Source organism: Flavobacterium sp. 270 (genome assembly GCF_004368785.1).
Lineage (GTDB): Bacteria > Bacteroidota > Bacteroidia > Flavobacteriales > Flavobacteriaceae > Flavobacterium.
The window spans coordinates 189,234-204,242 of the sequence record NZ_SODM01000005.1 but is presented as its reverse complement, the minus strand read 5'-3'; the positions used below and the strand labels follow the sequence as shown (position 1 = coordinate 204,242).

Annotated in this window: 17 protein-coding genes and 2 tRNA genes; 9 read left to right on the top strand and 10 right to left on the bottom strand. The window is 33.2% G+C overall.

Annotation, left to right across the window (positions count from 1 at the left end; translation table 11 throughout):
* Positions 1-15: 15 nt before the first annotated feature.
* The 4 genes from EV144_RS18220 (at position 16) to EV144_RS18205 (ending at position 3,317) form a co-directional block, all read left to right on the top strand.
* Entirely contained in the window at positions 16-432 is a 417-nt protein-coding gene (locus EV144_RS18220; RefSeq protein WP_134150580.1) for a hypothetical protein, read from the top strand.
* Positions 429-1,547, top strand: coding sequence for a hypothetical protein (locus EV144_RS18215; RefSeq protein ID WP_134150579.1), 1,119 nt, complete (start codon positions 429-431; stop codon positions 1,545-1,547). Before EV144_RS18220 ends, EV144_RS18215 begins: the two co-directional genes overlap by 4 nt.
* Before the next feature lie 104 nt (positions 1,548-1,651).
* Complete coding sequence (locus tag EV144_RS18210; protein WP_134150578.1) at positions 1,652-2,473, top strand: hypothetical protein; 822 nt, start codon at positions 1,652-1,654, stop codon at positions 2,471-2,473.
* 130 nt (positions 2,474-2,603) lie between these two features.
* Complete coding sequence (locus EV144_RS18205; RefSeq protein WP_134150577.1) at positions 2,604-3,317, top strand: DUF4369 domain-containing protein; 714 nt, start codon at positions 2,604-2,606, stop codon at positions 3,315-3,317.
* A gap of 74 nt (positions 3,318-3,391) precedes the next feature.
* On the opposite strand, the gene EV144_RS18200 is transcribed toward EV144_RS18205, so the two are convergent.
* The 8 genes from EV144_RS18200 to idi form a co-directional block, all read right to left on the bottom strand.
* On the bottom strand, positions 3,392-3,847 hold the full coding sequence (locus tag EV144_RS18200) for a DUF5362 family protein (RefSeq protein WP_134150576.1): 456 nt from the start codon (positions 3,845-3,847) through the stop codon (positions 3,392-3,394).
* 354 nt (positions 3,848-4,201) lie between these two features.
* Positions 4,202-4,275: transfer RNA gene (locus EV144_RS18195), tRNA-Thr, on the bottom strand.
* A gap of 109 nt (positions 4,276-4,384) precedes the next feature.
* A tRNA-Thr gene (locus EV144_RS18190) sits at positions 4,385-4,458 on the bottom strand.
* A 78-nt stretch (positions 4,459-4,536) separates the two neighbouring features.
* Positions 4,537-4,803, bottom strand: coding sequence for a hypothetical protein (locus EV144_RS18185; protein WP_134150575.1), 267 nt, complete (start codon positions 4,801-4,803; stop codon positions 4,537-4,539).
* A gap of 57 nt (positions 4,804-4,860) precedes the next feature.
* Positions 4,861-5,829, bottom strand: coding sequence for a type I phosphomannose isomerase catalytic subunit (locus EV144_RS18180; RefSeq protein WP_134150574.1), 969 nt, complete (start codon positions 5,827-5,829; stop codon positions 4,861-4,863).
* A gap of 57 nt (positions 5,830-5,886) precedes the next feature.
* Entirely contained in the window at positions 5,887-6,345 is a 459-nt protein-coding gene (locus EV144_RS18175) for a peroxiredoxin (protein ID WP_134150573.1), read from the bottom strand.
* Positions 6,346-6,349: 4 nt separating this feature from the next.
* The gene (locus tag EV144_RS18170) at positions 6,350-6,760 is read right to left on the bottom strand and encodes a 6-carboxytetrahydropterin synthase (protein WP_134150572.1); all 411 of its coding nucleotides are present in this window, start codon (positions 6,758-6,760) and stop codon (positions 6,350-6,352) included.
* A 20-nt stretch (positions 6,761-6,780) separates the two neighbouring features.
* A complete protein-coding gene (idi, locus tag EV144_RS18165; RefSeq protein WP_134150571.1) occupies positions 6,781-7,308 on the bottom strand; it encodes an isopentenyl-diphosphate Delta-isomerase in 528 nt (175 codons plus the stop codon).
* Positions 7,309-7,600: 292 nt separating this feature from the next.
* On the opposite strand from idi, the gene msrB reads away from it, so the two are divergent.
* The 4 genes from msrB (at position 7,601) to EV144_RS18145 (ending at position 11,506) form a co-directional block, all read left to right on the top strand.
* The gene (gene msrB / locus EV144_RS18160; RefSeq protein WP_134150570.1) at positions 7,601-8,155 is read left to right on the top strand and encodes a peptide-methionine (R)-S-oxide reductase MsrB; all 555 of its coding nucleotides are present in this window, start codon (positions 7,601-7,603) and stop codon (positions 8,153-8,155) included.
* 6 nt (positions 8,156-8,161) lie between these two features.
* On the top strand, positions 8,162-8,779 hold the full coding sequence (gene msrA / locus EV144_RS18155) for a peptide-methionine (S)-S-oxide reductase MsrA (RefSeq protein WP_134150569.1): 618 nt from the start codon (positions 8,162-8,164) through the stop codon (positions 8,777-8,779).
* Positions 8,780-8,973: 194 nt separating this feature from the next.
* The gene (locus tag EV144_RS18150; protein WP_134150568.1) at positions 8,974-10,377 is read left to right on the top strand and encodes an aminopeptidase P N-terminal domain-containing protein; all 1,404 of its coding nucleotides are present in this window, start codon (positions 8,974-8,976) and stop codon (positions 10,375-10,377) included.
* Between the two features lie 169 nt (positions 10,378-10,546).
* The gene (locus tag EV144_RS18145) at positions 10,547-11,506 is read left to right on the top strand and encodes a quinone oxidoreductase family protein (RefSeq protein WP_134150567.1); all 960 of its coding nucleotides are present in this window, start codon (positions 10,547-10,549) and stop codon (positions 11,504-11,506) included.
* A 120-nt stretch (positions 11,507-11,626) separates the two neighbouring features.
* Here EV144_RS18145 and EV144_RS18140 read toward each other — a convergent pair whose 3' ends face one another.
* Positions 11,627-12,715: a hypothetical protein gene (locus EV144_RS18140; RefSeq protein WP_134150566.1), complete on the bottom strand. Its 1,089-nt coding sequence runs from the start codon at positions 12,713-12,715 to the stop codon at positions 11,627-11,629.
* Positions 12,716-12,792: 77 nt separating this feature from the next.
* The gene (locus EV144_RS18135; RefSeq protein ID WP_134150565.1) at positions 12,793-14,352 is read right to left on the bottom strand and encodes an NAD(P)/FAD-dependent oxidoreductase; all 1,560 of its coding nucleotides are present in this window, start codon (positions 14,350-14,352) and stop codon (positions 12,793-12,795) included.
* A gap of 344 nt (positions 14,353-14,696) precedes the next feature.
* Here EV144_RS18135 and EV144_RS18130 point away from each other — a divergent pair, with 344 nt between their 5' ends.
* Positions 14,697-14,936 (top strand): hypothetical protein, encoded by a 240-nt coding sequence (locus EV144_RS18130; RefSeq protein WP_134150564.1) that lies wholly within the window; start codon positions 14,697-14,699, stop codon positions 14,934-14,936.
* The last annotated feature ends 73 nt before the right edge of the window (positions 14,937-15,009 follow it).

Below are 15,009 nucleotides of genomic sequence, written 5' to 3'. Positions count from 1 at the left end.
AATCCCAAAAATACCATGGAAACCTTTATTACAAGAGAAGCACAAGAATCAAAATTGTTTTTACAAGTCAACTTTGATTACAAATACTTATCCCGAACCTGGGTTGAAAAAGAAGAAATAGGAACCTGGAAAAAAACAACCATAAACGATTCTATGCCCGGAAATGGAAATATCGCTTTTTTTGAAGTAGGCAAATCCATAGAATATAAAGACCTGAACAGAATTGTAATTATCACTTATTTTGATCTTCAGAAAATAAAAGATAAAGAGGAATTTCTGAAGAAATTAAAAATCAATTACAATTTGGTAGAAGACGATGACAAGCCGGGGAATTTTCACGAAAGTAAAATCTATACTTGCAAAGAAGACGAATGGATTCTTTCTGATGATGAAACTATTTTATTGGTAACTAAAATAATTGAAATCAAATGAAAACTAAAGCCATCATAATTCTATTTCTGATTAGTTTAAAATTGTTTTCGCAAGAAACAAATAGTATTAAAATAACAGATTTAGAATTACCAAACGCGCCCGCTTTTACGATTCTCGATTATTCGCCAACCATTATCAATACGCCATCTACAACGCAGGCTTTTACCGTAAGTTTGATAAATAATATTAATTCGAGTAAAGGATTTCCAACCGATTATGCTTTAGAATTTACACCGTATTGGGTATTATCGCAGAAAAAAAGAAATCTAACAGATTATGTGATCAAGGAAAACCAAAAGGCGTATTCTAAACCTTATAAAAACTTATCCTTTTCTTTTGCGGCAATAAAAAAAGATACACTTCAAAATGTATCCGCCGGAATTAGAACCAATCTGCTGACTGTTAATAGAAAAGAAAGACAAGAATCTGTAACCAAATTGATTGAAAAATTAGAAAGATTTAAAGTTTTGACGGATGAAAATCTGCCTTTTGGAGAAAACCCACATGAATCGGGAACTCCGGAATACAACAAATGGAATCTGGACAAGATTAATAAACTTTCGCAATTGAAAGAATACAAAGCATTAACCGCCGAAATTTATTCTAAAATTGATTCTTTAGAATATTACAAACCGCTTTTTACTGCTGATTTCGGAACGGCTTACAATCACTTTTTTGATCGTAATGAATTTAAATCTGGAAAGTTTGGACGTTACGGCGCATGGCTTACCTTAAACACGAATTTAAAACTAAGCAAATCCAATAAAAACTATTTGAATATTTATCAATACACCAGATATTTAATCGATGAAATGAATTACGATACGACAGCATTAGCTTATGTAAAAGAAAAAAATCTGGATGTAGGCGCAAAAATTGAATTGCAGTTTAATGACTTTGCAATCGCCTACGAATACATCAACAGAACCAATCAAAAAGACAATTATAGATCTGTCGGAAATCTTAAATATAAAATAAATGATCAGTTTACAATAAACGGGGGCTTTGGAAAAAACTTTGAAAAAACAGATAATCTGGTTACTTTTTTAGGAATAAGCTGGGGAATAGCTACAAATAATGAGTTAGACATTGTAGAAAAAAATAAAACAAAATAAAATGCGTTAATATCCTGTAGATCAGTCCACAGGATATTTTTTATTGAAATCTATTTTTTTATTACATTTGAATGCCTTTTAATCTAACTAAAACAAATTTAACCATGAAAAAAACCATTTTTTTACTCGCAGCTATTTGCACAACAGCACTTTTTTACGTTTCATGTTCCAGCAATGACGACGGCGGTATAACCAATACTATTGATGTTTCTGCAATTGGAGCTTCTATTACAATTGACGCTACAAACGAAATGGATCTTAATACCGGATTATTAGTAGCAACCAGCAGTACAACAGCAAAAACTGCGGAAACTCCAGCAGGAATATGTGCAGCAATTACTGTTTCTGGTACTACTTATCCTAAAACAATTACTGTAGATTATGGAACTACTGGTTGTACAGACAATCAAATTACCAGAAAAGGAAAATTAAAAGTTACGCTTACCGGTCCTGTAACTACTACTGGAAGTAAAATGACGATTGAAAGAATAGATTATTTTATTAACAGCCTAAAACTTGACGGTACTATTGAATATACCAATACAACTACCGTTGCAACTGTACCGCAATGGAGCAGAAAAGTGAGTAACGGAAAGTTAACAGATCCTCTTGGAAATATTTTTACTAATTCTGGAATGTACACGACAAAACAGACTGCCGGAGTTGACACGCCTCTTGTTTTGGCTGATAATGTTTACGAAATAACAGAAGGAAGCCACATGGTAACGGCGCCAAACGGTGCCTCACTTACTTTGACTGTAAAGGAAACTTTAATAAAAAAATACTCTTGTACTTTTATTTCTAAAGGACAGCTAAAAGTAGAAGGTTCTATATTAAATGGTGTTATTGATTACGGAAACAATGATTGCGACAGTAAATATACCTTTACCACTGAAAGCGGCGCATCTTATAATTTAATAATGTAATTTGCTATTTGCATAAAATTTAGAAATCCCAATTTAGAAATAGATTGGGATTTATTTTTATTAAAAATAAAACATCAACTTCCTTAGATTTAAACTATTTTCTTTATTTTGCACCAAAATCTAAAAACCAATGAAAAAATCTATTATTGCCTTTGTTACTATTGCTTTACTAGCATCATGCAGCAAAAAAGAATCTACTGACGGTGTGCACATTACTGGAAATATAAAAGGATTAAAAAACGGAACTTTATATATACAAAGATTTGTAGACACAGCGCTTGTAGCTGTTGACAGCATCAAAATTGATGGAAATTCTGCTTTTGAAACTAATGTAAAATTAGATTCTCCAGAGATGTTGTATTTATTTCTTGATCGCGGTGTAACAAATTCGTTAGACAATAATATTATGTTTTTCGCTGAACCTGGAAATATTAATATTGATACTAATCTGGATAACTTTATTTCGAGCGCAAAAATCACTGGATCTAAAAATCAGGAATTATATGAGGAATTCAAAAAAGTAAATTCTCGTTTTATTGATGAAAACCTTTCTTTTGTAGAACCACGTTTTAAAGCAATTAAAAGACAAGATCAAAAAGCAATTGACAGCATTAATGCAAAACAAGAGAACACGATCAAAAGAAAATACTTGTACACTACAAACTTTGCTTTAAACAATAAAGATCACGAAATAGCACCTTATATTGCGTTAGCAGAGATTTATGACATTAACGTTAAATTCTTGGATACTATTCAAAAATCGATGACACCAAAAGTAGCACAGTCTTTCTACGGAAAAAAACTAACTAAATATGTTGCTGAAATTAAAAAGCAGCAAAAATAGTTTTCAAAAAAATTATATTTAAAAGAAAAACGTCCTGAAATTCAGGACGTTTTTTTTATAAATGAATATTTGCATTATCTCATTAATGCTCCTAAAAACATTAATACTATCATTAGAACATAGAATCCTAAAATGACAACTGTCATAATACCAATAAACTTATAATGCGATTTTAAATAACCCAAAGAATTAGTCAGTGCTTCTGAATCGTTATCTCTAAAGGCCGCTTTTGTATTAGAAGCAAATTTAAACAGATAATAAACAGGAAAAAAATAAAGCGCAGCGATTCCGAAATACAGAATTCCCATTACTAATCCAAAAGAGCCACCCATTCCGCCCATTCCCGGTACAATACTTCCCATTGAAGCAAGAAAAGTGCCGGCAAAAACTGCAATTATTACTAAAAACCCAATTAAAATAAAACCTAAAATAGATAAGAAATAAGCCCACTTAGCGGTTTCTTTTAAAAAATCCTTTGCAGTTTGGTTGAGCTGTAACTCAAAATTTTCAAAAACTGAATTGTCTTCCATTTGTTATTATGTTTTTTGGTTAAGTAACAAACATAAGAAAAATAAGGTTATAAAATTTTTAATATTCAAAATCAGAAATTCCAAATTCCAATTTTCAATTATAATATGTATTTCCACAATCTTGTCATTTCGACGAAGGAGAAATCACACTCGTAATCACAATGATGGAATATTAATTTGATTCCATTTTTTAAATGACAGAATTGAGGAATTGCTTTGATTGATCTTTGTCAAAGTTTAAATGTATTGTGGTTACGAGTGTGATTTCTCCTTCGTCGAAATGACAAACTACGAGACACTATTTGATTTAGGAGCAAAAAAAAAACCATCACAAAAAGTGATGGTTTTACGATGAGCCGGCGGAGGGACTCGAACCCACGACCTGCTGATTACAAATCAGCTGCTCTAGCCAACTGAGCTACGCTGGCGACGACTCATTTAAAGTGCAATTATTAGTAGATTTTGAGTTCTAAAAATAAGACTGCCCTCTATTATAACGGAAAAAACCATCACAGAAGTGATGGTTTCTTTTTGTTGAGCCGGCGGAGGGACTCGAACCCACGACCTGCTGATTACAAATCAGCTGCTCTAGCCAACTGAGCTACGCTGGCGACTCATTACGGGTGCAAATATAAGGCGGTTTTTCGTTTTTCCAAAATATATTTGCACTTTTTATAATTTTTTTTTGCTTACAATTCGTTGATTTTAGTAATCAATTGATTAGCTGTTTGTTCTAATTCAACATTGATTTGTTTGAAGTGCGCTTTTTTGTTTTCAACGTTCTTTGCGTTCACTTTTGTGATCAAAGTATCAAATGCAGCAATAGCTTCATCGATCAAAGCATTCGTTTCTGGAGTTGGATTTCCTGCTGTTGACATTTCAAACAAGTAAATTGCTTCAATAATATCTCCTAATACGAAATTGATGTCTTTCTTTAAATTCTTAACGTTTGCCATTTTATTTTTAATTTTAATTTGCGACTGCAAAAGTACACATTATCTTTATATTACGTGCTATGAAATGTAAATTTCTAAAATTGAAGCTTTTCCGCTCAAAATAAATGCATTTATCGCAGCCGGAACCAAAACGGTATCACCTTTTATGTAAGTATGTTTGAAACCATTATATTCAATTTCAAAACTTCCTTCGATACACATATATACGGTAAAAGTTTCTCCAGATTTAGAAATCTCCACCTTATCTTCTAACGGAAGAAAATTTGTTGTAAAATAAGGACAATCTACCACAACATTAGAAGTGTTTGCTTTTGTCTCGTATTTTTTCTGAGTTTCTACTTTATTATAGTTAATAGCGTCTAGCGCTAAATCTACATGAAGTTCTCTTGTGTTTCCCTGTGCGTCTTTACGATCAAAATCATACAAACGATACGTAATATCAGAAGTCTGCTGAATTTCTGCAACAACTAATCCTGCGCCAATAGCATGAACAGTTCCTGTTTCTAAAAAGAAAACGTCTCCAGGTTTCGCTTTTACGGTATCAAGAATAGAAACTAAAGTTTTATCGTTTAGATGTTTTAAATATTCTTCTTTACTTGAATTTTCTTTAAAACCAACAATAATTCTTGCATCAGCATCGGCTTGCGTTACGTACCACATTTCGGTTTTACCAAATGAGTTATGACGTTCTTTTGCCAATTTATCGTTTGGGTGAACTTGAATTGAAAGATCTTCTCTTGCATCCAAATATTTAAAAAGAAGCGGAAATTGTTTTCCAAAACGCTCATGTACTTTTGTTCCAAGGATTTCATTTGGAGTCTCATCGATAAGTTCTGTCAACGATTTTCCTTTCAAATCTCCGTTTGAAACAACACTTACATCACCTTCTACAGTAGATAATTCCCAGCTTTCGCCAGTAATTTTAGAAGTGATTGGTTTGTTAAGAATTGTTTTAAGTTTTTCTCCTCCCCAGATTCTTTCTTTTAAAATGGGCTCAAATTGTAAAGGGTATAAATTTTGGTTCATCTTTTTAAGGCTAATATCTTTATTAATTTAATACTTATCTAATACTATTTTTTGAATCTATAATACTAATTCCTTCATTATTTCTAATGCTTTCGGAATATGTTTGGAAGCATTCATACTATCAAAAATATAAATAACGACTCCATTTCTATCTATAACATAAGTTACTCTTCCCGGCAGAAGTCCAAATAAATTATTCCGCACACCAAAAAGATGTCTTAATTTCTTATCCCGATCAGATAATAGAATAAAAGGCAGTTTGTGCTTGTCTGCAAATTTATGATGCGATTTTACACTATCACTGCTAATGCCAATTACCTCGGCGCCCAAGTCTTTAAAATCTTCGTATTGATCTCTAAAACTACAGGCTTCTGTTGTACATCCCGGCGTATTATCTTTTGGGTAAAAATAAATTACCAGCGGCTTTCTTCCTAAAACACTTTTGCTTTCAAAAATTTCTCCGTGATTATCTTTTGCAATAAAATTCGGAACTATATCTCCTATTTTTAATGACATTTTATTATTCTCCTTTATAAGTTACAAAATTGCGGTCCGTTTCATAAAGCACGATTTCTAAATCAAAATCGGGCTGAATTCTTTTTTTAATTTTATTCCATATCACAACAGCGATATTTTCGGCAGTTGGATTTAAATCTTGAAATTCCGGTACATCCAGATTCAGATTTTTGTGATCAAACGGAATTTCTACTTCTTCAAGTATAATATCCGCTAATACTTTCACATCTAAAACAAAACCAGTTTCCGGGTCAATTTTTCCTGTAACACTTACTGTTAAACCATAATTGTGACCATGAAAATTGGGATTGTTGCATTTTCCAAAAACAGCATTGTTTTTTTCCTCTGTCCAATCTTTTCGATGCAGTCGATGTGCAGCATTAAAATGTGCTTTTCTTGATATGGTTACTCTCATTAGGTTTTTGGTTAGCTAGGTTAAATCTTATGATCTTCTAAATAATGGTAAAATTCATCAAAAATTATTTTAAACCAAACCGTATATATTTCGGGCTGTTTTTCAATATCTGTTTTAACATCTTCAATTTTCATCCACTTCCAATCTTCGACTTCTTCTGTATTTATGTATGGATTATCATTATAATATCCTATCATAACATGATCCAGTTCGTGTTCTGTAAGGCCATTATCAAAAGGAGCTTTATATATAAAATGAAAGAGTTCTTTCAATTCTGTTTTAAAACCCATTTCTTCAAACAATCTTCGGCTTCCGGCTTCAATATTGGTTTCGCCTTCTCGCTGATGACTACAACAAGTATTAGTCCAAAGTAAAGGCGAATGGTATTTTTGATGCGCACGCTGCTGCAGCATGATTTCATTTTTACTATTTAAAATAAAAACCGAAAAAGCGCGGTGTAAAACTGCTTTTTCATGTGCTTCTAATTTTGGCATTAAGCCAATCTGCTCATCATTTTGATTAACTAATATTACGTTTTCTTCTATCATAAGGCGTGTTGATTTAACAAAAATACGAAAAAAGAAATGGCTTGAAAATCCTAGAGAAGATTGTGAAAAGTTTAACTCACTTCTTAATTTTCAAAAAATTGATTAACAATGCTTTACATTTTGCTATAAATCCAAAAACCTTTAAAAACAAGAAACAAAAACTACAGCCTGTCGTTTTACGTAAATAATGAAAAGTTAAAACATACTTAAAATAATCTCAATTGTAATCTAGACGACATTTCAAGACCAACTCTCGACGTATCTTTGAATTACAAAATTAAAGCCTCATAACATGAAAACAAAAACTCATTTTTTCAGCCTTTGCCTTTTGATCCCGCTTTTTATTTTGCAGGCATGCGGACAAAATTCAAAAAAGCAGCAAACAAAATCTACAACTATGGAAAACGTGATCAAGAAACCCGGAAATCCTTATTATTCTAATACAGATACTACAAAACTTAATGTGAGTGATGCCGAATGGAAAAAAGTATTACCAGACGATGTATATGCTGTAATGCGCGAAGCCGATACAGAAAGACCTTTTACGGGAAAATATTGGAATACTGATGAAAAAGGAACCTATTATTGTGCTTCTTGCGGTAATAAACTTTTTAGATCGACCGCTAAATTCTCAAGCAGCTGCGGCTGGCCAAGTTTTTTTGAACAAGACAGCAAAAAAAGTGTCGTTTATAAAAACGATAATTCACTGGGAATGGAACGTATTGAAGCACTTTGCGGCAGATGCGGCGGACATTTAGGACATTTGTTTGATGACGGCCCTGCTCCTACCGGAAAACGTTACTGCATGAACTCAATTGCTCTAGATTTTATTCCTGATTCTAAATAATTAAACATGAAAAATATATTTTTATTCTGCCTTTTCGCATTATCCTTAAACGGTTTTGCACAAAATACCACGGCAAAAAAAGCTTCAAACCTAGAAACTATTACCCTTGGCGGTGGCTGTTATTGGTGTGTCGAAGCAGTTTATGAAAACCTCAACGGCGTAAAATCTGTAGTTTCTGGATTTTCTGGCGGAAATGTTGCCAACCCTTCTTACGAAGAAGTTTGTACAGGAGAAACCGGCCATGCCGAAGTGGTTCAGATTACGTACGATAAAAACGTAACCGATATTAATGAAATTTTTAAAGTTTTCTTTACCGTTCATGATCCAACAACACTAAACAGACAAGGCGCAGATGTTGGAACACAATATCGTTCTGTGATTTTTTATAAAAACGAAGAACAAAAGAAGGCGGCTCAAAGCATTATTGCCGAATTAAACAAAGCAAAAGTTTACAACAGTCCGATTGTTACAAAAGTAGAACCTTTTAAAGTTTTCTATAAAGCCGAAGATTATCATCAGAATTATTATGCAAACAACAAAAATCAGCCGTATTGCAAAATGGTAATTCAGCCGAAAATAGAAAAATTTGAAAAAGTTTTTAAAGACAAATTAAAAAAGAAATAAAGGTTACTAATTATTATTCACGAAAAGCCGTCCATTTTTATGGGTGGCTTTTTTGTTTTTCGCCACGAATTACACAAATTTCACAAATTACAATTAAGCTTTTCAAGAAAAAAATTAGTGAAATTCGTGTAATTCGTGGCAACCATTTTTTTTTGTAATTTGCAGGTATTAAACCACAATCAAAACCACAAAAAATGAAGCGTTTTCTTTTATCTCTTTTGCTTTCTATATTTATTATTCAGGTTTACGCACAGGAAAATCTTCCGACAGATTATCTTTCAAAAGAATTTCATAAAGGCCGAAGAGAAGCTTTTAGAGCATTAATGCCTGCAAATTCTGTTGCTGTCATATTTTCATATCCAGAAAGAATTTTCTCCAGAGATATCAATTACAATTTTCATCAAAATCCAGATTTGTATTACCTAACAGGTTACAAAGAGCCAGATGCTGTTTTATTGATTTTTAAAGAAGCGCAGGGAACTGGTGAAACCTACAATGAAGTCTTTTTTATTAGAGAAAGAAATGCCTCTAAAGAAACCTGGACCGGAAGACGTTTAGGTGTTGATGGAACAAAATCGAAATTAGGATTTTCGACTGTTTATAACGGTAAAGACTTTAAAGACTTTGCTGTCGATTTTAAAAAATTTGACAAAATAATTTATGATCAGATTCCGACAGATATAGAAAACAACAACAGCGGTTTTGATTTGTACGGTTTACTGCAAGAGTTTAAAACGAAAGCCGGAATTACTAAAGAAGATAAAGTTTCGGAAGTATTATTTGCAAAAATCACAAGTTCACTTCGGGAAATAAAAACTCCCGAAGAAATAGTATTGATGCGTAAAACCGTTAAACTTTCCTGCATCGCCCACAACGAAGTTATGAAAGCGGTTGGCCCAGATATGAGCGAAAATGAAGCGGACGGAATTCATGCTTATATTCACAAAAGATATGGTGCAGAAGGAGAAGGTTATCCGCCAATTGTTGGCGCCGGTGCAAACGGATGTATTTTGCATTACGGAGAAAACAACAGCACAAAAATCGACAATCAATTATTATTGATGGATGTTGGTTCTGAATATCACGGTTATTCTGCTGATGTTACGAGAACAATTCCGGCAAACGGAAAATTTACAGAAGAGCAAAAGGCAATTTATCAATTGGTTTATGATGCGCAGGAAGAGGTTTTTAAAATCTGCAAAGAAGGAACTTCTCTTTCTGATGTAAATAAAAAAGCAAAAGAGGTTTTGGCAGAAGGATTATTAAAACTTGGTATTATAAAAGATCTTAAAGAAGTTAATCTTTACTATCCGCACGGTTGTTCGCATTTCCTTGGTCTAGATGTTCACGACAAAGGAAATTACGGTTTGCTTAAAGAAAATATGATTATTACCGTTGAACCAGGAATTTATATTCCGGCAAATAGTAAGTGCGATAAAAAATGGTGGAATATTGGTGTTCGTATTGAAGATGATATTTTAATAAAAAAAGATTCTTACGAAAATCTTTCTGTTGAATCTCCAAGAAAATGGCAAGACGTAGAAAAACTTGCTGCACAAAAAAGTACTTTTAATGATATGAAGTTTCCTAAAATTTAAAGTTTATTTTTTGCCACAGATTAAAATAATCTGTAAAAATCCTTTTAATATGTGGCAAAAAAACAAAATCCCCGTTTATATATTTAAGCGGGGATTTTTAATTTTAAGAAAGACTTTTCTGTCTTTAACTGCAAATTTTCCGATCTTTGTATCCTTAAAATAATTTAAAATGAAAGCACTTACCTTTTCTTCTTTCGGGAATTCTGATGTTTTAGAATATATCGAAATTCCGAATCCGCAATTAAAAAACGCCGAGATTTTAGTCGAAATGAAAGCTATCGGATTAAATTTTGCCGATGTTTACAGACGAAAGGGAAATTATCATTTAAAAGGAAATCCGCCCTTTATTGCAGGTTACGAAGGTGCCGGAATTGTAGTGGATGCCAATAATAATCCTGAATTTAAAGTTGGAGATCGTGTCGCTTTCGCGGATGCGCCGTTTGCCAATGCAGAATTGGTTGCCGTTAATATAAATCACGTATTGCCGTTACCAGAAGCTATTTCCTTTGAAGTTGCAGCTTCTATATTATTACAAGGTTTAACTGCGCATTATTTAGCAACAGACAGTCATAAGACTCAAAAAGGCGAAACTGTTTTGATTCATGCCGTTGCTGGCGGTGTTGGTCAGTTTTTAACTCAAATCAGTAAACTTTTAGGCACTAAAGTTATTGGCTTGACTTCTTCTTCAGAAAAAGCAAAAGTAGCTTTAGAACAAGGCGCAGATCATGTTTTATTGTATAATGAAGATTGGAAATCGGAGCTTTTTAAAATAAATCCAAAAGGTGTTGATGTTGTTTATGACAGCATCGGAAATACTTTGGCAACAAGTTTTGAAGTTACCAAAGAATGCGGACAAGTTGTTTTCTTCGGAATGGCGGGCGGCGATCCAGAACCTGTAGATCCAAGAATGTTGATGGACGGTTCTAAAACTTTAACTGGCGGTGATTTGTGGAGTTATTTAAACTCAAAAGAAGAAAGAATAAAAAGAGCAAACCAATTGTTTGATTGGATTATCGAAGGGAAAATTACGCTTCTACCTCCAACAACTTTCAAATTATCAGAAGGAAAACTGGCGCACGATTATCTGGAAAGTAGAAAAAGCACTGGGAAAATTATATTGATTCCTTAGTTTTTTTGCCACGACCCGAGCGATAGCGAACTGGCGAAGCAATTTCACTAATCTCACTAATTTTTTGTTGTAAAACTTTAATAGTTTGTGGAATTAGTGTAATTCGTGGCAAACTAATCTTTACAACTGAACAACTTCAATCTTTGTTAATTCAGATAATTCTAAAATTCTGCCTACATCATTTTTATTCGCTACAAAAAACAAATAACTATCGCCATAAGTTTCGTAACTCAATAATTCGAGATCGTGTTTTTCTAATGCAGTTTGAATGTAGGGGAATAAATCGTGGCTATAAGTTTCTTCCGGATATGCAAAATTAAGATCTTCGCCAATCATTTCAGAAATAAAATATTCTGCATCTTCCGGATCAAATTTCCAATCGCTGTTCCATGCATTTACACTTTCAAAAAACTCATAATGACCTTCAACTTTATGATGGTATTCTTTTGTTTCTTTTTGAAAATTCTTGAATAGTTTCTTCGATTGTTTACTTATCAGTTTGTCATCAACATCTCCTCTTGAAACCAATTTTATAAACTCCTCAAAAGTTTCAGATGTAACTTCTTCCGCTTCTAGTAAATTTTCCAAAGAAGGAAGTTCAACACCTTCAGGAATTTGTAAATTCAAATATTGACAAATTCCCTGCAGCACAATTTTAAAATCTTTAATCCCAATTTCCTCTGTTTGATTTTTTGGATTATTAAAATCCAGATATTCTGTACCCAACAATCCTTTTGTGTAATCTGTAAAATGACTGCTTGAATATAAAATTCTAAAATTGTTTGTTTCCAGACTGTTTGTAGCACAAAAAAAGATGACAAAATTATTCAGCACGCGCTTAAAATATTTTTTCATTTCTGCACTCGGCGCAGAATAAAACTGAATATGGATAAAATCATATTCTAATCCTGCCTGCATATTTTCTTCAGAAATTGGCCCAATGTCAATCTTTTTATAAAGTTCGTTTAAAACTTCATAAGCGTTATTAAAACCGGCTTTTTTAATTTCTGCGTGTCCTTCTTCATGATCAAAAGAACCCGGAAAATAAAACAAATTAACGTTTACGTTTTCCTGAATTCCTTTTATTTTGAATTCAAGACTGCCGTTTTCGTTATATAAATAAGAATAAATTGGATCAATAACATCAAAAGAAATTATTGATTTTGGATCGTTGTTTCTATTAAATAAATTCGAAAAGAAATCTTTCATGGCGATTAATTAATATTGATATGTCGTATCTCTAAATTAATAAGAAATTCAGACATAAAATATTTTCCGCCGTAAAATTATTTCAAAGTTTCTGCAATCATTAACGCACATTTTTCACCATCGATGGCAGCAGAAATAATTCCGCCTGCATAACCTGCTCCTTCTCCACACGGATATAAACCTTTTATTTGCAAATGTTCGTAAGTAATCGGATCTCTCGGAATACGAACCGGAGATGATGTTCTGCTTTCTGGCGCATGCAAAATCGCTTCGTTGGTTAAATAACCGCGCATCGATTTTCCGAATTCTTTAAAACCTTCTCTTAAAATCTGGGATAAAAATCCCGGAAAAACCTGTCCCATTTCTACAGAAGTTGTTCCTGGAACATAAGACGTTTTCGGAATTTCTGACGAAACTTTATTTTGTGTAAAATCGATCATTCTTTGTGCAGGAACTTTTTGAGTTTCTCCGGCCAAATGCCACGCTTTTTGCTCGATACTTTTTTGAAATTCCATTCCGGCCAAAGCGCCGAATTTTGCAAAAGGTTTAAAATCTTCTAATTTTAATTCTATTACAATTCCAGAATTTGCTGTAACCTGATCACGTTTAGATGGCGACCAACCGTTTGTAACCACTTCGCCCGGACTTGTCGCACAAGGCGCAATTACACCGCCGGGACACATACAGAAAGAATACATTCCGCGACCGTTAACTTGTTTTACGATCGAATATGGCGCCGGCGGTAAATGTTCGCCACGATAATCACAACTGTATTGTATGCTGTCTATTAATTGCTGTGAATGTTCTGCACGAACTCCTAAAGCAAAAGGTTTTGCTTCTATAAATATTTTCTTTTTATCTAATAATTCAAAAATATCACGAGCGGAATGTCCGGTTGCTAAGATTAATTTATTAGCATTAATTGTATCTCCCTTTTGAGTCACAATTCCCTTAACCTCATTATTTTTAACTAAAATATCGGTAACTCTGGTATCAAACAAAACTTGTCCGCCAAATTCGATAATTTTATTTCGAATGTCTTCGATGATTTTCGGCAGTTTATTAGTTCCAATATGCGGATGTGCTTCTACCAAAATATCTTCTGAAGCTCCAAAAGCTACTAAAAGTTCTAAAATTCTGGTTACATCGCCACGCTTTTTAGAACGTGTATATAATTTTCCGTCAGAATAAGTTCCTGCTCCACCCTCACCAAAACAATAATTAGAATCTTCGTTTACCAAATGATCTACGTTGATTGCTTTTAAGTCACGACGGCGTCCTCGAACATCTTTTCCTCTTTCAATTACAATTGGTTTTAATCCTAATTCGATTAATTGCAAAGCTGCAAAAAGTCCGGCCGGCCCTGCTCCAACAACAATTACTTCTTGTGCTTTAGAAACGTCTTTATATATAGGTAATTCTATTTTGGTTTCCTGAAAAGGTTCACCTTTAAAATAAATTACAACTTTCAGGTTGATTTTGATGGCTTTTTGGCGCGCATCTATAGATCTTTTTAAAATGGTAACATGCTGAATTTCTGCTGGTGAAACTTTTATTTGTTTAGACAAATAGTCTTTTAGCAGTGATTCGTTTGCAGCTATTTCTGGCGTTACCTGAAGTAAAAGTTCTTTTGGCATTGTATTTTATTTTTCTATTAGCTTTTCTTTCTATGAAAAGAAGATGCAAAAGTACTATTTTGAAATGAGATTTTATCTTTACGGAAAAATTTGCACGCAGATTAACACAGATCAAAGCAGATTTTAGAATTAATCTCTCTTTCTAAAATCTTTACTATTTATTTTAGCCACAGATTATTTTGATTAAAATGATCTTAAAATTTCAACAAAACTAACACCTCAATTAGATGCACCGCAGTGCGTCTCTACAAAAAAACCTTAGAATCTCAGTATCTCAGAACCTCAGAACCTTTTTCAAATAGTCTTTGTACCTTTGCACCTAAGAACCTTTGCACCTCAAAAAAATGTCTAGACAAATAAAATTGATTTGGGATTTTCGTGGTCCGGCTTCAGCAAAAACCGCTGAACACCACGAAATTCATTTAAAAGAATATATCGTTATAGAAAAACTTCCGTTGAATATTACGGGTTTCAATATCATAAACGAAATGCACGCAACTGCTTTTATGGTTGTTGAAGAACAAAATATGATTGCTGTAAGAGATGCTTTGAAACCGCATCGCGGGGAAGTATATGAGGGTTAAAATTCCAATATTTTAAGTTCCAAATTCCAACTATTTTGATTCGATCTTAATCGCAATCTTGTCATTTCGACGA